We start from the raw sequence: 20,157 nt of genomic DNA on the forward strand, positions 1-20,157 counted from the left end.
AGCTTTAACGTTCTAGCCCAGAACGATACGCGGGCTGTTGCGGGCACTCTTTTAACACGTTTTCCATAGCTTGTTTCTCGGCGGGCGTGACCCACAGGTGATATATCGCTTTGACTGATATTTGTCGCGCAACATATTCGCAGCGATATCCTCGTTGCGGTAACCACTGAGAGGCGTCTTGATTAGATTTTTCAGTATTGACGTCGTATCCAGTTGCTTGAAGATTCAACGGGTCATTCGCTAAACGCTGACGTTGCTCGAGGGGCAGTTCTGCGGCACCAGTTTGCCAAGCATTAGAAAGTGCAACAACATGATCGATAGGTACCAGAGGACTGGTCTTCTCCCCTCGAAGAAAGTCAATGCTTTCGGCAGTGTACGGGTCAATAAACGTCCCCGAAGCGACTTTACAGCCACGAGCGTATTTTACATGGGATAAATCTCGAGCTAAGACGTCGTTACGCTGATCGCAACCGTTTCGATCAATATCTTCCCATGAGGGGCCAAATTGTGAACGTGAGTATCCGCGAGCGCCAGCGGGGTGCTGTACGGGGAGAGTTTTGAGAACTTCACTAGCTGTTGAATAGGGTTGTGCGAAGTGACGTGCAAACCCAGTTTCTACGGGGACGTTTGGTGCTCCAAGGAGTTCTTCTATTTTTTCGTGCTGTGTCCAGAGAAATATCCCTGCACCGATGAGCACCGCCCAGAAGAGTGTGCTCATCCGGAGGAAGAAGGGGCGAGAGCGTCGTATAGGTTGCCGGTGTCGGTAGGTTCGGTAGTGGGTGGAAGAACGGTATTGGTTTCTCATCAAGGATTTTCGGTTGTTATGTTCGTGTGTTCTAAAGGCTCAGGGCGAAAGCCAACACAGCGTGGTGTTGTACTCTCGCCCTGAGTGAGAACTCTTCTGAGGTTTTAGAGGGTTTCTTCGTAGGAGGTGTCTTTGGTGCGTGTCTGTTGAGCTTTTTTCTGTAGTTCGAGGTGGGTGGGGTTCTTACGGACGAACATCCAGCCAATACCTAGAAGGATGAACCATAGTGGCATGGCGAAGAGTGCTTGGCGGGTGTCATCGTAGAATGCCAAGATGATGACCATTGCGACGAAGAATGCGAGCACAATCCAGCAGGCAAGAATGCCTCCTGGCATTTTGTAGGTGGATGCTTCGTGACGTTCTGGGTGTTTTTTACGATAGACGAGGTAGGAGATGAGGATCATCGTCCAGTTGAAGATGGCAAGTACTGCGGCAACAGTGGTGACGAGAGTAAAGGCGCTAATCACTGATTCTCCCGAGTACAGCAGCGCGAGGGAGGAAAGTAGGAGCACGCTGGTGAGGAAGAGTGCGTTACGTGGGACGCCTCCGGGGCTGAGGATACGGAAGATACGCGGCGCGGAGCCTTCTTCTGCGAGTCCGTAAATCATACGTGAGGTGGAGAAGATACCAGAGTTTGCCGAAGATGTTGCAGAAGTCAGTACTACGAAGTTGACCAGTGAGGCGGCAAATCCGAAACCGGCGAGGCTGAACATGGTGACGAAGGGGCTCTTTGCGGGGTCAATGTCTTGCCAAGGGGTTACCATCAGGATTACGGCCAGCGTCAGTACGTAGAAGAGGATAATACGAATCGGTACGGCGTTGATTGCTTTGGGTAGTGTTTTGTGCGGGTCGCGTGTTTCTGCTGCTGCTGTTCCGACAAGTTCTGCGCCGAGGAAGGCGAATAGCGCGATTTGGAATGCGCCGAGGAAGCCAACGATGCCGTGGGGGAAGAATCCGCCATCTGACCAGAGGTTTGTGACGCTTGCTGTGTCGCCGTTGGGAAGTTCAAAGCTGATAGCAACCATGAAGATACCTACGATGATGAGCGCAAAAATGGCGACTATTTTGATGAGGGCAAACCAGAATTCTATTTCACCAAAGTTTTTGACGCTGGGAAGGTTCAGTGCCAGAAGTAACCCGATGACGATGATAGCTGGTATCCACTGTTGTAGGTGTGGCCACCAGTATTGCGAATATCCGGTGATGGCAATAACGTCAGCGACGGCTGTAACAACCCATGTGAACCAGTAGGACCATCCGACGAAGAATCCTGCGCCTGGGCCGAGGATGTCGGAGGCAAAGTCAGAAAATGATTTGTACTTGAGGTTTGAGAGGAGTAGTTCTCCCATGGCGCGGAGGACGAAGAAAATTGCCGTACCAATAATCATGTAGACAAAGAGAATGGACGGACCTGTCAGGGAGATGGTCTTTCCCGATCCCATGAAGAGTCCTGTTCCGATAGCTCCGCCGATGGCGATGAGCTGGATATGTCTATTGCTGAGTCCACGTTGTAGTTCGTTTTCTGTTTGAGCATGCGAACCATGATGTTGGTCTGGCATCTCGCCTCCATTGTTTGATGGGCATACGTGTCTTGAATGGTTCTCTAGGGTGAGAGGGCGTCGCCGACCTGCATGCCTTTGTGGTCTTTGATATTTGTGTTAATCCTAGTCTGGTTTTGAGGTGTTCTCCGTTTAGACAGGCTAGGATACCCTTCACTATTGCGGGCTGTTAGTCCCTATTATTGCGAGAAAATAATGAATTGTATATCACATTTTTTTATTTGTTGAGTTTTAAGGGTTGCTGGCATGCTTCATTCTCTATCCTCTAGGATGATTAGGTTGCTCATATTCGGGCAGATTCGGGCGGTGCTTTTGTTTCCGTACGCGCCCGTACTAGATTGAGGAGACTCGTGGAAACGACAACGCATACTAATAACGAAAACACCGAACATCTAGCAGAAGATTCTACTGTTCCTGAGAAGTTTCACCGACAGCCACTTTCGTTCGTTCGTCGTGGCGATAGGCTCACAGGTCGCAGACTCACCGCGTGGGAGCAGTATGCTCCTACCCATGTTTTGCAGATACCTCGTCTGCTCACTGATACATCAGTAGCGCCAGAGGCACAGTTTAATGCTGAAGAAGTTTATGGCAGGGTCGCTCCTCTTGTGGTAGAAATTGGTTCTGGTCTTGGTGAGGCGATTGTTCATCGTGCGCAGGAGGTTCCTGAGCATAACTTCCTCGCTGTTGAGGTGTATACCCCCGGTATTGCTGATTTACTACGCAAGATGGCAAGTGCTGGTGCGGAGAATATTCGTGTAGCGCAGGCTAATGCTCCAGAGCTTTTAGAGAACATGTTAGAGCCAGCTTCTGTCGATGAGTTGTGGGTGTTTTTCCCTGATCCTTGGCATAAGACTCGTCATCATAAGCGCCGTCTTATTAGTACAGAATTTGCCCATAAGGTTGCACGCGTGTTGAAACCTGGTGCAACTTGGCGTTTAGCAACTGACTGGGAAGAATACGCTATTGTAATGCGTGACGTGCTCGACGCGCACCCCGATTTTGTTAATGCGCATCGTGGCGAGGGTGCAACAGAGGAAGACCCACAAGGCGGTTGGGCGCCGCGTTGGGAGGGTCGTGTGTTAACGAGTTTTGAACGTAAGGCTCGCGAAGCTGGCCGTGGCGCACATGATTTGACCTATATTCGTCGCTAGATGAAAAAATGTTGGTAGGTTTAAACTACGTTTGTAGCAGGTGTTATGTCTCTGAGTAAGCGGCAGTGAACACAGCTACGTTATGGGGCGGGGCGGAATACAAAACTGTATTCCGCCCCACCCCGTTCTTTGATGAGTGCTCTTTGAGGAGTGCACCTACATAATGCTAATGAGACGCTTAGCGTCCGGTCTTCTCGTAAGAATCAATCGCACCGTCATGGCCTTCCATGAACTGGTCAATTTCTTCTTTCGTTGCTGTCAGGTGAGGGTCATTCTTCAAATACCAGCGAGTCTCACGAACAATCAGACCTGAGAGGAGGAGCAAACCAATCAAGTTTGGAATAGCCATTAGACCATTAGCAATATCTGAGAATGTCCATACAGTCGTTAGTTCAACAGTGCATCCGATGAAAACTATGGCCGAGAAAAATACACGATAAGGTAGCACACCAGAACGGCCTAAGATACGTTCGATACAACGCTCCCCGTAGTATGCCCACCCAAGAATTGTAGAGTACGCAAAAAGTACCAAACCGATGGTGACGATCCAACCACCAATCGGACCAATTTCTTGGCTAAATGCCCAGTTCGTCATCGTAGAAGCAGAAATTAGTTCGCCGTTCTCGCTCTGATGCCAAGCACCGGTAATAATCAAAACGAGGCCGGTACATGTCACCACAATAATCGTGTCGATAAAGGTCTGTGTCATGGAGACCATGCCTTGACGTACAGGGTGAGTTGTCTGCGCAGCGGAAGCAGCAATAGCAGCAGAACCCATGCCGGATTCGTTCGAGAAAATACCACGAGCTACACCGTACTGAATTGCGTAGATGAGTGCTGAACCTGCAAAACCGCCTACAGCAGAAGTGCCGGTAAATGCCTCTGAAAAGACTGTAGCGAATGCTTCAGGAATCTGCCCTAGGTGTGTTCCTAAAATGTATAGAGCGCCACCGACGTAGAAGATAATCATGACAGGAACGAAAGCGGAGGTAACTTTACCAATGGATTTGATGCCTCCGAGGAGTACGAAGAGCGTCAAGAGCGCCAAAATTGTACCGGTAAAGCCAACAGGAACGTTAAAAGTGGTGTATAGGTTACCGGCGATTGAGTTACCTTGGGTCATGTTACCGATGCCGAAAGAAGCAATTACCGCAGCGATTGCAAAGAATATTGCAAGAGATTTGCCGAGCGCTCCACCAATACCACGTTCAAGGTAGTATTGTGGTCCACCGTTGACTTCGCCTTTTGAGTCGTGGGTGCGGAAACGTACACCAAGAAACGCCTCAGAGTATTTAGAGGCCATACCGAAAATAGCGGTGACCCACATCCAGAAGAGAGCACCTGGACCGCCAATAGAAATAGCTGTTGCTACGCCTACGATGTTACCGGTACCAACTGTTGCAGCAAGAGCAGTAGTTAGCGCCTGAAATTGAGAGATGTCTCCACCTTGTGCGTCAGCATCTTTACGATCGACAAACGCTAGACGGTTCGCCACAATGAGTTTGGTCAGTTGGATGAATCCGAGGCGAATACTCAGATAAATACCTGTACCTAGAAGTAAAGGGATGAGGACGAAGGGCCCCCAAATAAAAGAGGAAATCGCCCCGAGGACGTCGTCGATGTTCATATGCGTTCCTTGTTGTTTTCGCCCGTTGCGAGCGGTTTCCTAGCAGATGTGTGGTGTTGCAGATAGCGTTGTTCCTTGTTGAGAGAAACCACAGCTACTGCTTGAAAGCACAGCTTACGTGACGGGCAACACTATACGCAACTATGTCCACCAAGTAAGACGACAAGCAGAGCATAGAAAAATCTGCCGTACCCATTCAACAGAACAAACCTGTTAAGAATGGATACGGCAGAACCTTCATCTATAAAATATGTAGTTATCGAGGCTGATAGAGCACCATGGCTCGAGAGCGGGCATGGGCAGACGGGCGTTTACCACGAGGAACCCTCACGATGTCGCCAGAAACGCCAGCAGCAAAGACGCGAGAGGACTCCCCTAATCGGGTCTTCGCTGTTGCAAGCTCTTGACGTAGAGACTCTATCTCGTAGCGCAAGGTCTCTACTTCAGATTCAAGCCCCATAATACGGCGAATGCCTTCAAGAGAAACACCGTCTTGAGATAGCTGCTGAATCTCTTGCAGCTTCGCCACATCTCGTGCTGAGTATCGACGAGCACGTCCCGGCGCACGCTGAGGCTGAACTAAACCCAGACGGTCATACTGACGCAAGGTTTGAGGGTGCATCCCGGCAAGCTCTGCCGCCACTGAAATAACAAAAACCGGCTGATCTGCTGATAAACCCATACTTACTCAGCTGCTTTCCGTAGAAATTCGTCTCGTACAGTATCGTCATCTGCAGCAGCAAGGAACGTATCAAAAGCTTCTTGAGCCTGTTCAGAAAGATTCTGAGGAAGATGAATTTCTGGAATAACCATCAGGTGACCTGCTCCGGTTTTAGAGGGGAATCCGTAGCCTTTAGCACGAAGTTTCACACCGGAAGAAGAACCAGCAGCCAAACGGAGTTTAACAGTCTTACCAGAAGGGGTGGGGACGCTAAGAATAGTTCCTTGAACAGCTTCTTTAATGCTGATAGGAATATGAACAATCACATCATTGCCTTCACGCGTAAAGACGGGATGTTTACGAACCTTAACGACAACCGTCAAATCGCCAGCTCCGCCAGGACCGGGGTGTCCTTTACCGCGCAACTTAATTTTTTGTCCATCTTTAATACCAGCAGGAATACGAGCTTTAGCTTCAGAGCCATCTGGACGAATAACAGAAGCAGTCGTTCCTCGGTAAGCGTCGGCGAAGGAAATGGTGACACTTGTTTGCGCATCTTGTCCTTTGGGGGCAGGCTGAGAAAAGCCTCCAAACCCACCAGCAGAAGCGCCCCCAAAACCGCCGCCTCCGCCGAAAAGACCGCCTAATAAATCTTCGATGTTAACGTTGCTAGAGGTTGAAGAGCTACTGAAACCTCCGGGGAATCCAGAACCTCCGGGGAATCCTCCCCCACCAAAACCAGCGGCACCATACGTACGAATTTGGTCGTATTCTTCGCGGTGTTTCTTATCAGAAAGAACATCATACGCTTCAGATACTTCTTTAAATTTTTTCTCAGCTACAGTATCTCCAGAGTTTTGATCTGGATGATATTTACGTGCTAATTTTCGATATGCCTTTTTAATTTCAGCATCGCTCGCCTTCTCAGAGACGCCCAGCACCTTGTAGAAGTCTTGATGAAGCCAATTTTCACTAGCCATGTTTTGACGCCTCCTTTCAAAAGCGTTCCTTAAGTTCTCTTAAAAATCTATATAACAAGAGGCAGTTAATCCCTCTCTATCAGAGGCACATTCCTGCCATATCAGGTACGGTACAGAGGAGTAAATCCCCTAAGTGTAGTGCAGGCGGACCCGCCGATTCGAGCCCGCCTACACTTTTATCTATTTACATTGCTGCCGCAACAGCAACCTGTGCAGTTCGCACAATTCGATCATTCACACGATATCCATGGCGCAACACCATTGCTACATGGTCTTCTGGAATGTCTTCAGAAGGCTGCTGCAGAACAGCTTCGTGAACCTTCGGGTCGAACTTATCGCCGACAGCACCATAACGTTCCATGCCCTGCTTACCAAGAGTTTCCTCTAGCTTATTAGCAATGGCAGCAAACGGGCCTTCTTCAAGGTCACCATGCTGACGAGCTGCATCGATATCATCAATGACTGGTAGCAAAGCAGATACCACATCAGAGATAACAAACTGACGCAACTGTTCCTTCTCTTTTGCACTGCGGTTCTTGAAGTTCGTGAACTCTGCCTGTAACCGGCGTAAATCCTCGAGACGTTCAAGTGCCACTTGCTCAAAATCTTCAGCTACTTCTTCAGAGGCCTCAGCTTCTGCTGAAACGTCCTCAGGTAGAGGTTCTGTTCCAGCGTCTTCTTGTGGCTCTGGGTGTTCTGGTGCAGAAGGAGCGTTGAAGGCTTCTTCCAAAGGATCAGTGTTCTGAGAGTCGTTAGTATTCTCGGACATCACTTATTTCTTTTCGTTGTCGTCGTCGATGACTTCGGCGTCTACTACGTCGTCGTCAGCTTCAGCAGCACCTTCTTGAGTTGCTTCTGCCTGAGCTGCGGCGTAGATAGCTTCGCCAAGTTTGCTCTGGCTAGCCTGCAATTTCTCAAATGCAGACTTGACAGCGTCATCATCTTCACCTTCGAGAGCCTTCTTGAGTTCGTCGACATCTGCCTGAACTTCAGTCTTGACCTCTTCAGGGAGCTTATCGCCGTTGTCCTTGATGAGCTTCTCGATGGAGTATGCAGCAGTTTCTGCTTGGTTGCGGGTTTCTGCAGCCTCACGACGAGCCTTATCCTGTTCAGCGTGTGCTTCAGCGTCCTTAACCATGCGGTCGATGTCTTCCTTAGAGAGGGAAGATCCACCGGTAATGGTCATGGACTGTTCCTTGCCGGTGCCCTTATCCTTAGCGGATACGTGAACGATACCGTTTGCGTCGATATCGAAGGTCACTTCAATCTGAGGAACTCCACGAGGTGCAGGAGCAATACCAGTTAGCTCAAAGGTACCGAGGTTCTTGTTATCGCGAGTAAATTCGCGTTCACCTTGGAATACCTGAATAGAGACAGAAGGCTGGTTGTCTTCTGCAGTGGTGAAGGTTTCGCTACGCTTGGTAGGAATTGCGGTGTTACGTTCGATGAGTTTAGTCATCACACCACCTTTGGTTTCGATACCAAGAGATAGTGGAGTTACGTCGATGAGAAGAACGTCTTTGCGGTCACCCTTGAGCACGCCTGCCTGAATAGCAGCACCCATAGCAACAACCTCATCAGGGTTAACACCCTTGTTAGGTTCGCGACCACCGGTGAGTTCTTTAACAACTTCGCTTACTGCTGGCATACGGGTTGAACCGCCCACGAGGATAACGTGCGCAATGTCAGAAACGGATACACCAGCTTCTTTGATGACGTCATTGAAAGGCTTCTTGGTGCGTTCAATCAAATCAGCAGTCATGTCCTGGAACTTTGCGCGAGTGAGTTTCTCGTCCAAGTGGATAGGACCTTCTGGAGTGACAGAAAGATACTGCAAGGAGATATTGGTTGAAGTTGCGGAAGAAAGTTCTTTCTTTGCTTGTTCAGCTGCTTCACGAAGACGCTGAAGAGCAATCTTGTCTTTCGAGAGATCTGCACCGCTCTTGGATTTAACCTGTTCGAGCAGCCAATCCACGATGCGCTGATCCCAGTCGTCACCACCGAGTCGGTTATCGCCGGAGGTTGCACGCACCTGAATGGTGGAGAATCCGTCTTCGTCCTTGCCAACTTCAAGCAAGGAAACGTCGAAGGTACCGCCACCGAGGTCGAATACGAGGATGAGCTCGTCTTCTTTGCCCTTATCCAGACCGTAAGCTAGAGCAGCTGCGGTAGGCTCGTTGACGATTCGGAGAACGTTAAGTCCAGCGATTTCTCCTGCTTCTTTGGTTGCCTGACGTTCTGCGTCGTTGAAGTATGCAGGAACAGTGATGACAGCGTCGGTAACGGTGTCGTTGAGGTATGCTTCTGCGTCACCTTTGAGTTTCATCAAAGTGCGAGCTGAAATTTCTTGAGCGGTGTATTTTTTACCGTCGATGTCGGTTGTCCAGTCAGTTCCCATATGACGCTTTACAGAAGCGATGGTGCGATCGACGTTAGTAACTGCCTGACGCTTTGCGACGTCACCGACAAGAACTTCGCCATCTTTAGAGAAAGCGACGATAGAAGGTGTGGTACGTGCGCCCTCTGCGTTAGCGATAACGACAGGTTCGCCACCTTCAAGAACTGAAACGACTGAGTTTGTGGTACCGAGGTCAATGCCTACTGCACGTGACATATTATGCACTCCTTAGAGATAGATGTTGTTTTCTTAGGTATCTGGCTTTATTGAACACCGTGAACGGATTTTTCAATAAGCGCTTGTCTTAAGTTTCTCACTTCTGAGCCATTTGTCAATAGAGTTGAGTCTATTTAACTCAACTTTATTTATACAACTAACAATATTTTTATGGATATTCACCTCAGTACACCCGAAAAACACCCTAAAAACCGGCATTCTATAGAACAAACATTGCAAGCTGTTCGCTTTCAGCAATTAATCTTCGAGGTATCTTTACCCACCCACAAGCTCACTCTATAGAAAAGCCATATAAGAACCAGCGCCAACCATCACGTAACTATCAGAAATATGACACAACTACCTAGCGGACAAGCGTAAACACTTGTCCCTACAATTCTGTTCTTCCATATCTTCTCTACAAAAAACTGACATACGCTAGAGCAAGACCGGGCGCACCATCGCGCCACCTATCACAAAACATATGTTAGGAAGACAGCATGACTCACTCAGAATCACGCCGCATCGTTCTTAAAGGCGCAGCCCTAGCAATCCCTGCACTTGCTATCACGACAACCGCAGCGTTCTCCCATAGCACCGGCGCTGACGAAGAACACCACGGACACGGACACGGTGGAAGCACCGGAGACGGTAACCACCATCATGATGGACACGGTGGACACGGTGGACACGGACATGGCAATGGTGGACACGGGCATGGCAATGGTGGAAGCACCGGCGGACATGGTGGACATGGTGGACACGGCGGAACCACAAACCCCTCATACCCAACGCTACCTGCAGGATGCCCCGACGGAGCATGGCGCAAAGACATCCCTTGCGCATCCTTTATTGACCAATCCAACGGTGAAGGACGAGCATGGCACTGGGGACGCGAAGTCTCACTAGCTCTCTCCGCAGAAGATGCAGGACCTAACGGATACGACGTACAGTGCTATATCGTCCCCGTCAACAACGATTACAACCGCACCAACACCTACGGCAACGCAAGCGCACGCTTCCAGTCCATCACCACCGGATCAGGAAGTGCCCCAGGATTCTACGCCGGCAACTGGTCCGCCCCAGTTAATGCTTCTGGTGCAGTCATCCCCCACTCTTTCAACGGTTCTACCGGAAACCCCAATGGCTCCGACATCGTGCTACCTTCAGGATCCATCATGGTTCAAGCACAAAAACTACGGTTCTCCGGAAAAACCGGAATTGGACGCCTCAACCTTAACCTCAACAACCGTTGGTTCTCCTCCGGTAAAAGCTGGGTCAAAGCCATCTGGGTCATCCGCAACAACGATATGGGACACTGGCACGTACTCGACACCGTAGGATATGCAGGCCCCATCAACCGCCCTGCATACGACGGAAAGTTCTAAACTCCACCTCAGATAAAAAATCCTATGCGGTTTCTGTACTCCCCTCCCAAGGGGAGTACAGAAACCGCATTTTCTATCAGTTCTCCTACCCCACCATCTATTCACAAGAAAAGATAGGTAATATCTCCCCCACCATGAAAAGATAGAAACATGAATAAAATCTTGGTTGTCTGCACAGGAAACATCTGCCGTTCCCCCATGGGAGAATACCTCCTCAGAGAAAAAATCACATCACAACAACTCAACGTTGAAGTATCCTCATGCGGAATATCTTCCGAAGAATACGGAAACCCCATCGACCCAAGAGCACAAAAAGTCCTCAACGAACATGGAATCGACAGTAGTAAACACCGGGCCAAAACCTTCACACAAGAAGACTTTGACACATACCACCTCATTCTTGCCATGGACACCAACCATTACCAACGGTTGCAGCAACTCGCACGAAACCCCAAAGACCAAGAAAAAATACACCTCTGGCGCGAATACGACCCACAACTACGCAACACACCATTCGAAGAACGTGGCATCTATGACCCTTGGTACGGAACTCAAGAAGACTTCTATCACACCCAACGCATGATTGAAGACACCATCCCCGGAATTATCCACTACATCCAGACCCACTAAGAACGAGGAAAACTCAACGCCCATGAGCATACTGTGTATCGAAGAACAACAACTACTCGAAAAAATCCATCACAGCATCTGCCAACAAGGCGCCCCCAAAATCATTACCATTGACGGAAGAAGCGGAGCCGGGAAAACAACGTTCTCCCACCACCTCTGCACCTACCTCAACCAACATAACGTCCCATCCCACACCTTCACCCTCGAAAACCTCTACCAAGGATGGAACGGACTACAGGCAGGCATCAAGCAGTGGCATCGAAACCTCAACAACCTCAGCGACAACCCACAATCCCCCCTCATCTGGTTCGGGTGGAACTGGGATACACAACAACCCACAGGACCACACCTCACAACAATTGACCCACGCCAAACGCTCATCGTCGAGGGCGTCGGCGCCACACCACCTCACAACTACCAAGCACCCTTTAACGTCATCACATGCTGGCTCGACATGCCCTCACACCACCGCAAAGAACGAGCGCTCAACCGTGACGGAGAAACATACCGCCCCTATTGGAATACGTGGGCAGAACAAGAAAACCTCCAACTACCTGCACACCCAGCATCACATATTGACTATATTTTCTCGCCACCTGTATAAAACGACACCCCAAGAATAGGATGAAATTATGACAACAGTAGTAATGCTCAACCAGCAACATCCAGAGGGCGAACTCGTAGACCCCTCACGCCCACTTATCAGCATCGAAGATGAAGGACTCACCCGCGGAGACGGCGTCTTTGAAACGATGATTGCCGTCAACCGCAGCATCCGAAAATTTGACGCACACTTTGAACGGCTAACAAATTCTGCCCGAAAATTGCAGCTCCCTCTACCAGCAAAAGAGCACCTCACTCAAGCGCTTAAGACAGCCCTAGAAAATGCAGAACAGGCTCACACCACGACACTAGGTGAAGAACACACCGTCAAAATTATTATTTCTCGTGGTACCACAGCAAACGGCCCACACAGCTGGGTTACCGTTGCACCGACACCTCAAAATACCCTCGACCAAAGAACCCACGGCGTCAAAGCAATCACGCTGCCTCGCGGACATGATCCTGCTCAAGACACCGCATACCCGTGGCTACTTGCCGGCGCAAAAACTCTCTCGTACGCCATCAACATGGCCGTCCTACGATACGTACGAACCCAAGGAGCAGACGAAGCAATCTTCATCACCGATGACCGCCGTATTCTAGAAGGCGCAACCAGCTCTGTCATTGTGGCACAAACTATTAATGGGCAAAAAACCCTCCTCACCCCAGAACCAAACCACGGAATCCTCCCCGGCACTACCCAAGGAATGATTTTTGAGCAAGCACGCAAACACGGCTGGGAACTCAAATACCAAGAGCTTTACCCTCAGGATTTACTCGAATCTGAAGGTGTCTGGTTAGCTTCTTCCGTACGGCTTATCGCTCCTGTAACACACCTCAACGGAACAGCATTAGCAACGTCCCAACAGACCACTGAAGAATTCTTAGCATTCCTTGCAGAAGAGTAACACGCAACCTTAAAAACTACTGCCAGATAAAAGTTAAGGTACCGGCTCCTAAAGCACCTAAAACACCTGCCAGAACCGTCAGCACAACACCCACCGTAAACCATACGTCTACGAGACTGTACTGCGGTATACGAGCCCAAGTGCGAGTTGAAGCAGACCCAAAACCGCGGGCCTCCATCGTTATAGATAAGCGTGTACCACGACGAATAGCCTGAACTAACAAGGCGAAGCTCTGACCACAAAACGTTTTAACACGTTGCCACAACGTATCTTCTGATCCAAGACCGCGAGCGCGTCGAGCCTGCCCTAGTGTATTCCATTCGCTCAACAACAACCCGACAAGACGTAAAGCAACCAATGCTCCGAGCACAAAACGAACCGGCAATTTTGCGCTCTGCGCCAAAGAATCAGCAATGTCCGTTGGGTCGGTTGTGAGCATGAGCATCATCCCAGGAAGAACCATTGCCAAGCCACGAATAGTCAGAACAATACCTGTCACAAGAGAACCAGTGCTCATCGACAAAAATCCCATGTCAAAAAGCATCGTCCCTGTCTTCTCCACCAAAAGAGCAGTCGACCAGCCCGATAGTAGAACACCAAACAATACAGGCCAAAGTTGACCCAAAAGACGCACAGGGTTCAACCCCAAGGCCCATAAACCCACTAACTCGATACAAAAGATGATGGTGATACTCACCCAATCTTTGAGCAGAATAAGGATAATTGTCAGAAGCAAAGTGAGCGCAACTTTAACACCTGCATTAACGCTTCCAAGAATCCCTTCTTTTTCTGCGGTAGACGCAAAAATATCAAAACTCATCAACGTTCTTCTTCCCCGTGATAGTCTGATTCCGCGATAAGCCTTAGCTGTATTCCTCCTAAAGCACGCACAAAATCATCATCGTGAGTTACTGAAACGACTGCTGTGCCCTGTTCCAAGAGTTCTTGAATCAAAAGCACCAATTCCTTCCACGTATGAGCGTCTTGCCCAAAAGTAGGTTCGTCAAGAATGAGGACCTGAGGTGCTGTTGCCAATGCGGTTGCTACAGAAAGACGGCGCTTCTCACCCCCAGAAAGGGTGAACGGGTTTGCTCCTTCAAGATGACGCAAACGTAAACGTTCAGATAACGCGTCAATACGGTGTTTAAGAGCTTGTTCGTCGACAGGTTCTTGACGAAGCCGCGCAAGTTGTCGTGGCCCAAATTCAAGTTCTTCACGTACCGTAGCAGTTAAAAACTGTTGCTCAGGTTCTTGAAAGACTAGACCAATACGCGAAGCAATATCACGAGAACGCCACTGCGTCATATCAGGTGAAGGCTCCTTATACTGCCGTGACGGTGAAGGAGCAGCTTCTTCTAAAAATGCTGACGTTGCTACAATCTCCCCAGAAACAGGGTAGAGTAACCCAGCTAAGGTCAAAGCAAAAGTAGATTTTCCGGCACCATTACAGCCAAGAACACTTGTATGTTCACCAGCTCGGATAGAAGCATTAATCCCTGAAGAAACAATAGGCGCATCAAAAATATACGGTTCAGAACAATTCTTAAGGGCCTTTCGTCGTTTACGTCGCTCTCGTGCAGAAGGATAATGACGAGTTACTGCCACATTACGAGCACAAATTAGCTCTGCCCCAGCCTGTTGCGTTGAAGGAAGAACCTCTGGTGTGTAGTCAGGAACCCATACCCCCGCAGAAATAAGCTCTTCCCTCGCTTCTGCAAGAACCTCAGTAGGTGAACCATCATGAGTAACACGTCCGCCTGCGCCAAGAACAATAATTCTGTCCATATGCTCAGCCCATACACCAACACGATGTTCAATAACGACAAGGGTTGCTCCCGTATGTTTTTGTGCGCGTATTACGGCATCACGAACATCTTCAACACCAGCAGGATCAAGATTTGCTGTTGGTTCATCTAAGAAAATACCACCGGGATGCATCGCAAGGATGCCCGCCAACCCTAGTCGTTGTTTTTGTCCGCCAGATAGGGCACTCGTCGGATGTGATAAGTCAAACTTCTCTAAGCCAACATCTGCTAGAGCGCGTTTAACACGTTCCCATATTTGTTCATGCGGCACACCTAAATTTTCGGGCCCGAAAGCAACATCATCTCCTATACGAGATAGCACGATAGATGACTCTGGGTCCTGTTGCATGAGTCCTACTGCGCCGTGAGCATCTTCAGCAGGTATACCATCGATGGTGATAGTGCCCTGTTGAGATTGGCCATCATCGTCGTGTAATAGCCCGCCCATGGCGTGCAGAAGGGTTGATTTGCCTGCGCCAGAAGAACCCAAAAGAAGCACTTTTTGTCCAGGTTCAATGGTCAGGTTTACAGATTCTAGAGTAGGTTTTTCTCGTCCTGCGTAATGCCAACCAAACTCACGTACACTAATACGAACGCCACGCACCGGCTGAGAGTCAGCAGGCGGTGGCGTTATGGAAGATGTTGTATCCACGGTTAGGCGCGTGCTCGTTTCGACCGTCCAGAAGCCAAGGACGACAAGACACCCGTTTGTGCTAGTGCTTTCATTAAGAACCACGAAAGAACCCCAGCAAGCAATGCCCCAGAAATCGTTCCGCATGCCGTGTAAACCAGCATCTTTGCAAAAGAAAGCTCATTTGCGTAGTAGATGATAATTTCTGAGACGCCCATACCGAAGCCAGATACTGCGCCGGCAAGAGCTGCGACCATAATATTCCACTGGCGGTAAAGGAATACCGCAAAAATAAGTTCTGCGCCAAGACCCTGAACTAGACCAGAAATAATAACGGACAGACCAAAATGTGTGCCAAGGATACCCTCAATAATGGCGCCAAGAAGTTCACAATATAGTGCTGCACCAGGTTTACGGATAACAATTCCACCCAGCACACCAGCAATCAACCAGCCACCGCCAATAAGAGGCATATATTCTGGTACCGTTGCAAAAATCGTTTTTGCCAGCGGATAAATCGCAACAGACCAGAACCAGAAAATGAGTCCGCATGCTACAGACAGGACAGAGGCGATAACGATATCGTTAACTCGCCACGCTAAAGAAGATTTCTTAGCCATTGTAAATTTTCCTTCCCGAATACAGGAAGGGGAACGTTACACTAAGTGAACGTTTGAGAGAACTCGACTTCCTAAACGCCGGTACTAACCGGATCAGGTTCGAGGGTCTGCTTTCGCACTCTCAGCACCCTACGGTGCTCCCCTGTCGCTTCTATACGTATATGTTTATACGGCTTTATTGTCAAAGCCTTGTTCAGTATAGTTTGTTCACTACGTTCAATTCCACCCTCCAGAGAAGTTATGACAATATCTGCAGTTTCCACGCTTTCTTAGAGAATTATTCGTGAGTAGTAATACGCTGTTGGGCTTCTCCTGTTATAGGATTGCTAAGGATACTCATCAACGATGGAGAAAAACATGAACCCCATTAATCTTGTAGGAACCGCAGCTTCTCTTGCCGGCATCACCGTGGCAAACAAAGCGCTCTCTGCAACATGGAAAAAAGTAACCGGAAATGAACCACCCGCAAGCAACCCCGACGATGATGAGCGTTGGCGAGACATCATTCTATGGTCACTTCTGACCGGTCTTGTTGGCACCGTTATCAAAGTCAGCATCACCCGTAAAACTAATGAGGTCAAAGCAAAACGCAAAAATGATCCCATCGGACAAAACGAAGTCTAAGAACATCACCTCTTAGAAAACCTCATCCTCGTGTAGACGGCAACAGTCATCTTGTTGCCGTCTACGCTTCTTTAAACCCCATAAACTTACCGCTCATCAGCACTAACAAATCCTTTGAAGATAAGCCCACTGTAAGTGAACCTTAGACAGTGCACATAGTTCTGGTAAAAAGTACACAAATTTCTTCACTTTATCTTTGTTTCTGCGGGTATTTCACACCATTACCCATGCTCAATAGATACTCTTATCCTTATGAGCAAACACGCCAAAGAGCAGAACGAATCTGCACCATTAGGGACCCGCGGCACCATCACAGCCTGGGCATTATGGGACGCCGGTGGCGCTTCCTTCAATGCGGTCATGACAACATTCGTCTTCACCGTCTACCTCACCAGCAAAGCATTCGGCGACCCTAAAGACGCCTCCGAAATGCTCTCCACAGGCCTCGCCATTGCAGGGCTACTCATCGCGTTACTTGCCCCCGTCACAGGGCAACGCGCAGATGCATCAGGTCAACGCACCCTATGGTTAGCAGTCAACACGTTCCTCACAGCCGTGCTCATGGCACTTTGCTTCTTCACGTTCCCTGAACCACAATGGCTTCTCTACGGTGTAACGCTCATCTGCGCAGCAAACGTCATGAATGAGTTTGCCATCGTCAACTACAACGCGCTACTGCCAGAACTATCAACGCCCTCAACGGTTGGAAAAATTAGTGGTATCGGATGGTCTGCAGGCTACTTCGGCGGAATCATCGCCTTAGGAATCGTCCTCTTCGCGTTCGTGGGGCTTGGCTCAGACACCGGTTTCTTAGGTATCTCACCCGATAACTCTTTGAATATTCGTGCAGTTGCCATCTTCTCAGCAGTATGGTCCATCGTGCTTAGCACACCGCTTGTTATTGCGCTCTACCGTCACGACCGTCGTCACCCGAAAAAACCAGTAGCACCCAAAGTTGGGCTCATAGATTCCTACAAAAAACTCTGGGCAACGTTAAAAGCCCTCTACAAAGACTCACCTAAAACCCTCGCATTCCTCTTTGCTTCAGCAATTTTCCGTGACGGGTTTACCGGTATTTTCACCTTCGGCGGTATCGTCGCCGCAGGTACTTTTGGGTTTAGCACCACAGAAATCATCATCTTCGCTATCGCAGGTAACGTTGTTGCCGGTATCGGTGCACTTCTCGGCGGTAAATTTGATGACCTCATCGGACCCAAACGAGTTATCGTCTCTAGCCTTGTCTGCTTGCTCATCTCTGCAACCCCGCTCCTATTTATCCAAAACCCTATTGTCTTCTGGATTTGTGGATTAGGGCTCTGCGCTTTCGTCGGGCCAGCACAATCCGCGTCACGAACCTACCTCTCCCGTATCACCCCACCCGGGCATGAAGGAGAAATCTTCGGACTATACTCCACCACAGGACGCGCAGCAGCACCCCTAGCACCGCTACTATTTGGACTATTCGTCTGGGCGTTCGGTGCACAAATCTGGGGTATTCTTGGCATCATGGTGGTTCTTGCAGCAGGTCTGTTACTCACCCTGCCACTACCACGAGTACACCGCAAAGAACACCAAAAAACCCTCGAAAAAGGGCAACTATAATACTCCACTTACCGCTCATCAAAAACTAGGGTGGGTGCTTACATCGTTGTGTAAGCACCCACCCTAGCTTTTGTGTTGCACCATATGACACAACAGTCACTAAAACATCACGGCTTTTGATAAGAAATCATCTGAGAATCCACAAGATTCTGCAATACAGCAGGGAACTGGTCATCAGGAATAGGCCCATACTGTTGTTCAATCCGCTGACGAAAAACATCCACAGGCAACGGCTCATCCAGCAACAGCCAACTATCAGCAGCGAACTCCGACACCTCAGACAACCGCCCACCACCATAAATTAACGAAGCATCATCCAAAAGCACAGCAGACGTACCCGGGACACGAGACACAAGGCCCGCCGGTACTTCCTGCTCAACAGAATGAACAATCTGCCACGATGCAGAAGACTCCTCCGCCGGCGAAGACAATAACTCCCTAAAGACCGGCAATGTCTGAGAAATCTCAGAATACACCACACGGCGCACACCGCCACAACGCTTCATCGCATCCAGCAAACGAGGTAAACCATCATCGGTGAGCAACAAACCAGAAGTCTGACCAGCAATCTCCACTAACGCTTCAGCCCAACTCACATCCTCCACATACGGAACAGTTGGCTCCTCGACACGCCCCAAAAGTACGATACGAGATAGCTGATACGAAAAATTATCTGGCGCAACTACCGAAATCCCCAAAGACCCCGGATCTATCTGATGTTTAGGAGACCCCTTCTCCACAATCACCGACAACGGCTTAGGATACGGACGTACACATAAATCATCCTGCACAACAGCCGTCTCATCCGACAAATACGCAAAATGCTGCCCCAAAAAACGAGACGCCGTCGTTTTACCACGCCCTGACGGGCCAATTAAAATCATGGCACGGCCAGAAGATTCATCACCCAAGGCAGCCGCATGAAAAAGACTCACCGAACCAGCTAAAGTACGAAGCATCGCCAACGTCACCTCAACCGTCAAACGCTCTTGAGCGGCATCAACATGCTGAACGCTCAAAAACTGCAAGCCTTCAACACCCCGATATTTTTCAGGGCAACTCAACTCCGCAGAAACAAAAACTTTCCCATCCGCAGTGCTCTGCTCTAAATCGCCCACACAACGAACCGGGTCCATCGCCGCCCACGAACTCAGAACGTCCGCAACCAGTGACTCTTCAAGAGAATCGTCAAAAAATAATTCGACGCTCGTACCCGCAGGGCATAAACGTATAGCGCGCATCAAAAACCCTAACCGTCCGAAACGATATTAGTACGATGAAAATTCAGATAGCTACGCGAAGCCGTCGGACCACGCTGACCCTGATAACGGTTGCCGTATGCGCCATCACCATAAGGGTGCTCAGCCTCTGAAGACAACCGGAAAAAGCACAACTGACCAACCTTAGAACCAGGCCACAACATAATAGGCAACGTCGCCATATTTGACAGCTCTAACGTCACATGCCCCGAAAAACCAGGATCAATAAAACCAGCTGTAGAATGCGTCAAAAGACCCAAACGCCCCAACGACGACTTACCCTCCAAACGGGCAGCTACATCAGCAGGCAAGGTGACAGACTCATACGTGGAACCAAGAACAAACTCCCCCGGATGCAAAATAAACGGCTCATCCGGAGCGACCTCAACCAGACGAGTCAACTCAGACTGATCTGACGACGGATCAATATGCGGATACTTATGATTATCAAAAAGACGGAAAAAACGATCCAAACGAACATCAACCGACGCCGGCTGAATCATCGACTCATCAAAAGGTTCTAAAACTATACGACCGCCAGCAATCTCCTGGCGAATATCACGGTCTGAAATAAGCACACTCTAAAAATATCGTATTAAACGTACAGAAATTTTCATTTAGTACCAGAACGCGCTAAAGTATTCACAACATAGCAATAAAAATGAAGACAGACCGTCTTACCAACGCTAT

At 49.2% G+C, this 20,157-nt stretch carries 19 protein-coding genes and 1 riboswitch; of the genes, 7 read left to right on the forward strand and 12 right to left on the reverse strand.

Annotation, left to right across the window (positions count from 1 at the left end; translation table 11 throughout):
• Positions 1-4: 4 nt before the first annotated feature.
• Both ACN081_RS08050 and ACN081_RS08055 read right to left on the reverse strand, forming a co-directional pair.
• Positions 5-805 carry an HNH endonuclease family protein gene (locus ACN081_RS08050; protein WP_419107479.1) on the reverse strand — a complete coding sequence of 267 codons (801 nt, stop codon included), beginning with the start codon at positions 803-805 and terminating at the stop codon, positions 5-7.
• 104 nt (positions 806-909) lie between these two features.
• On the reverse strand, positions 910-2,364 hold the full coding sequence (locus ACN081_RS08055; RefSeq protein WP_419107480.1) for an amino acid permease: 1,455 nt from the start codon (positions 2,362-2,364) through the stop codon (positions 910-912).
• A gap of 350 nt (positions 2,365-2,714) precedes the next feature.
• On the opposite strand from ACN081_RS08055, the gene trmB reads away from it, so the two are divergent.
• Positions 2,715-3,515, forward strand: a complete 801-nt coding sequence (gene trmB, locus ACN081_RS08060) for a tRNA (guanosine(46)-N7)-methyltransferase TrmB (RefSeq protein WP_419103419.1) — start codon at positions 2,715-2,717, stop codon at positions 3,513-3,515.
• 178 nt (positions 3,516-3,693) lie between these two features.
• Here the strand turns inward: trmB and ACN081_RS08065 are convergent, their stop codons facing one another.
• The 5 genes from ACN081_RS08065 to dnaK all read right to left on the reverse strand — a co-directional run bounded on the left by ACN081_RS08065 (position 3,694) and on the right by dnaK (position 9,397).
• Complete coding sequence (locus ACN081_RS08065) at positions 3,694-5,142, reverse strand: alanine/glycine:cation symporter family protein (protein WP_419101984.1); 1,449 nt, start codon at positions 5,140-5,142, stop codon at positions 3,694-3,696.
• 256 nt (positions 5,143-5,398) lie between these two features.
• Positions 5,399-5,824 carry a heat shock protein transcriptional repressor HspR gene (locus ACN081_RS08070; protein ID WP_419101983.1) on the reverse strand — a complete coding sequence of 142 codons (426 nt, stop codon included), beginning with the start codon at positions 5,822-5,824 and terminating at the stop codon, positions 5,399-5,401.
• Between the two features lie 2 nt (positions 5,825-5,826).
• Complete coding sequence (locus ACN081_RS08075; protein WP_419107481.1) at positions 5,827-6,783, reverse strand: DnaJ C-terminal domain-containing protein; 957 nt, start codon at positions 6,781-6,783, stop codon at positions 5,827-5,829.
• A gap of 184 nt (positions 6,784-6,967) precedes the next feature.
• Positions 6,968-7,552 (reverse strand): nucleotide exchange factor GrpE, encoded by a 585-nt coding sequence (locus tag ACN081_RS08080; protein WP_419103933.1) that lies wholly within the window; start codon positions 7,550-7,552, stop codon positions 6,968-6,970.
• 3 nt (positions 7,553-7,555) lie between these two features.
• Positions 7,556-9,397, reverse strand: a complete 1,842-nt coding sequence (gene dnaK, locus ACN081_RS08085; RefSeq protein ID WP_419103934.1) for a molecular chaperone DnaK — start codon at positions 9,395-9,397, stop codon at positions 7,556-7,558.
• A gap of 500 nt (positions 9,398-9,897) precedes the next feature.
• On the opposite strand from dnaK, the gene ACN081_RS08090 reads away from it, so the two are divergent.
• The 4 genes from ACN081_RS08090 (at position 9,898) to ACN081_RS08105 (ending at position 12,926) form a co-directional block, all read left to right on the forward strand.
• The gene (locus ACN081_RS08090; RefSeq protein WP_419107482.1) at positions 9,898-10,785 is read left to right on the forward strand and encodes a hypothetical protein; all 888 of its coding nucleotides are present in this window, start codon (positions 9,898-9,900) and stop codon (positions 10,783-10,785) included.
• Positions 10,786-10,935: 150 nt separating this feature from the next.
• The gene (locus ACN081_RS08095; RefSeq protein ID WP_419107483.1) at positions 10,936-11,415 is read left to right on the forward strand and encodes a low molecular weight protein-tyrosine-phosphatase; all 480 of its coding nucleotides are present in this window, start codon (positions 10,936-10,938) and stop codon (positions 11,413-11,415) included.
• A gap of 22 nt (positions 11,416-11,437) precedes the next feature.
• Entirely contained in the window at positions 11,438-12,019 is a 582-nt protein-coding gene (locus ACN081_RS08100; protein ID WP_419107484.1) for a tRNA (adenosine(37)-N6)-threonylcarbamoyltransferase complex ATPase subunit type 1 TsaE, read from the forward strand.
• Between the two features lie 28 nt (positions 12,020-12,047).
• Positions 12,048-12,926: an aminodeoxychorismate lyase gene (locus ACN081_RS08105; protein WP_419107485.1), complete on the forward strand. Its 879-nt coding sequence runs from the start codon at positions 12,048-12,050 to the stop codon at positions 12,924-12,926.
• Between the two features lie 16 nt (positions 12,927-12,942).
• Here the strand turns inward: ACN081_RS08105 and ACN081_RS08110 are convergent, their stop codons facing one another.
• The 3 genes from ACN081_RS08110 to ACN081_RS08120 are packed head-to-tail and all read right to left on the reverse strand — an operon-like array spanning position 12,943 to position 15,982.
• The gene (locus ACN081_RS08110; RefSeq protein ID WP_419107486.1) at positions 12,943-13,746 is read right to left on the reverse strand and encodes an energy-coupling factor transporter transmembrane component T family protein; all 804 of its coding nucleotides are present in this window, start codon (positions 13,744-13,746) and stop codon (positions 12,943-12,945) included.
• A complete protein-coding gene (locus ACN081_RS08115; protein WP_419107487.1) occupies positions 13,746-15,383 on the reverse strand; it encodes an ABC transporter ATP-binding protein in 1,638 nt (545 codons plus the stop codon). Before ACN081_RS08115 ends, ACN081_RS08110 begins: the two co-directional genes overlap by 1 nt.
• 2 nt (positions 15,384-15,385) lie before the next feature.
• Complete coding sequence (locus ACN081_RS08120) at positions 15,386-15,982, reverse strand: ECF transporter S component (protein WP_419103941.1); 597 nt, start codon at positions 15,980-15,982, stop codon at positions 15,386-15,388.
• 51 nt (positions 15,983-16,033) lie between these two features.
• A riboswitch (TPP riboswitch) is annotated at positions 16,034-16,136 on the reverse strand.
• A gap of 191 nt (positions 16,137-16,327) precedes the next feature.
• On the opposite strand from ACN081_RS08120, the gene ACN081_RS08125 reads away from it, so the two are divergent.
• Positions 16,328-16,606 (forward strand): DUF4235 domain-containing protein, encoded by a 279-nt coding sequence (locus tag ACN081_RS08125; RefSeq protein ID WP_419103942.1) that lies wholly within the window; start codon positions 16,328-16,330, stop codon positions 16,604-16,606.
• Between the two features lie 252 nt (positions 16,607-16,858).
• The gene (locus ACN081_RS08130) at positions 16,859-18,208 is read left to right on the forward strand and encodes an MFS transporter (protein WP_419107488.1); all 1,350 of its coding nucleotides are present in this window, start codon (positions 16,859-16,861) and stop codon (positions 18,206-18,208) included.
• A 107-nt stretch (positions 18,209-18,315) separates the two neighbouring features.
• Here the strand turns inward: ACN081_RS08130 and ACN081_RS08135 are convergent, their stop codons facing one another.
• Together ACN081_RS08135 and dcd are read right to left on the reverse strand one after the other, a co-directional pair.
• The gene (locus ACN081_RS08135; RefSeq protein ID WP_419107489.1) at positions 18,316-19,449 is read right to left on the reverse strand and encodes a hypothetical protein; all 1,134 of its coding nucleotides are present in this window, start codon (positions 19,447-19,449) and stop codon (positions 18,316-18,318) included.
• 8 nt (positions 19,450-19,457) lie between these two features.
• Entirely contained in the window at positions 19,458-20,045 is a 588-nt protein-coding gene (gene dcd, locus ACN081_RS08140; protein ID WP_419101969.1) for a dCTP deaminase, read from the reverse strand.
• Positions 20,046-20,157: the final 112 nt, after the last annotated feature.

Origin of the sequence: Rothia sp. P13129, from assembly GCF_048512865.1 — a bacterium.
In the GTDB taxonomy this organism is placed as follows: Bacteria; Actinomycetota; Actinomycetes; order Actinomycetales; family Micrococcaceae; genus Rothia.

Coding starts and splice junctions, on each gene's coding strand:
- ACN081_RS08050 (WP_419107479.1), bottom strand. CDS start 805: ATGAGAAACCAATACCGTTCTTCCACCCACTACCGAACCTACCGACAC.
- ACN081_RS08055 (WP_419107480.1), bottom strand. CDS start 2,364: ATGCCAGACCAACATCATGGTTCGCATGCTCAAACAGAAAACGAACTA.
- ACN081_RS08065 (WP_419101984.1), bottom strand. CDS start 5,142: ATGAACATCGACGACGTCCTCGGGGCGATTTCCTCTTTTATTTGGGGG.
- ACN081_RS08070 (WP_419101983.1), bottom strand. CDS start 5,824: ATGGGTTTATCAGCAGATCAGCCGGTTTTTGTTATTTCAGTGGCGGCA.
- ACN081_RS08075 (WP_419107481.1), bottom strand. CDS start 6,783: ATGGCTAGTGAAAATTGGCTTCATCAAGACTTCTACAAGGTGCTGGGC.
- ACN081_RS08080 (WP_419103933.1), bottom strand. CDS start 7,552: ATGTCCGAGAATACTAACGACTCTCAGAACACTGATCCTTTGGAAGAA.
- dnaK (WP_419103934.1), bottom strand. CDS start 9,397: ATGTCACGTGCAGTAGGCATTGACCTCGGTACCACAAACTCAGTCGTT.
- ACN081_RS08090 (WP_419107482.1), top strand. CDS start 9,898: ATGACTCACTCAGAATCACGCCGCATCGTTCTTAAAGGCGCAGCCCTA.
- ACN081_RS08095 (WP_419107483.1), top strand. CDS start 10,936: ATGAATAAAATCTTGGTTGTCTGCACAGGAAACATCTGCCGTTCCCCC.
- ACN081_RS08100 (WP_419107484.1), top strand. CDS start 11,438: ATGAGCATACTGTGTATCGAAGAACAACAACTACTCGAAAAAATCCAT.
- ACN081_RS08105 (WP_419107485.1), top strand. CDS start 12,048: ATGACAACAGTAGTAATGCTCAACCAGCAACATCCAGAGGGCGAACTC.
- ACN081_RS08110 (WP_419107486.1), bottom strand. CDS start 13,746: ATGAGTTTTGATATTTTTGCGTCTACCGCAGAAAAAGAAGGGATTCTT.
- ACN081_RS08120 (WP_419103941.1), bottom strand. CDS start 15,982: ATGGCTAAGAAATCTTCTTTAGCGTGGCGAGTTAACGATATCGTTATC.
- ACN081_RS08125 (WP_419103942.1), top strand. CDS start 16,328: ATGGAGAAAAACATGAACCCCATTAATCTTGTAGGAACCGCAGCTTCT.
- ACN081_RS08130 (WP_419107488.1), top strand. CDS start 16,859: ATGAGCAAACACGCCAAAGAGCAGAACGAATCTGCACCATTAGGGACC.
- ACN081_RS08135 (WP_419107489.1), bottom strand. CDS start 19,449: ATGCGCGCTATACGTTTATGCCCTGCGGGTACGAGCGTCGAATTATTT.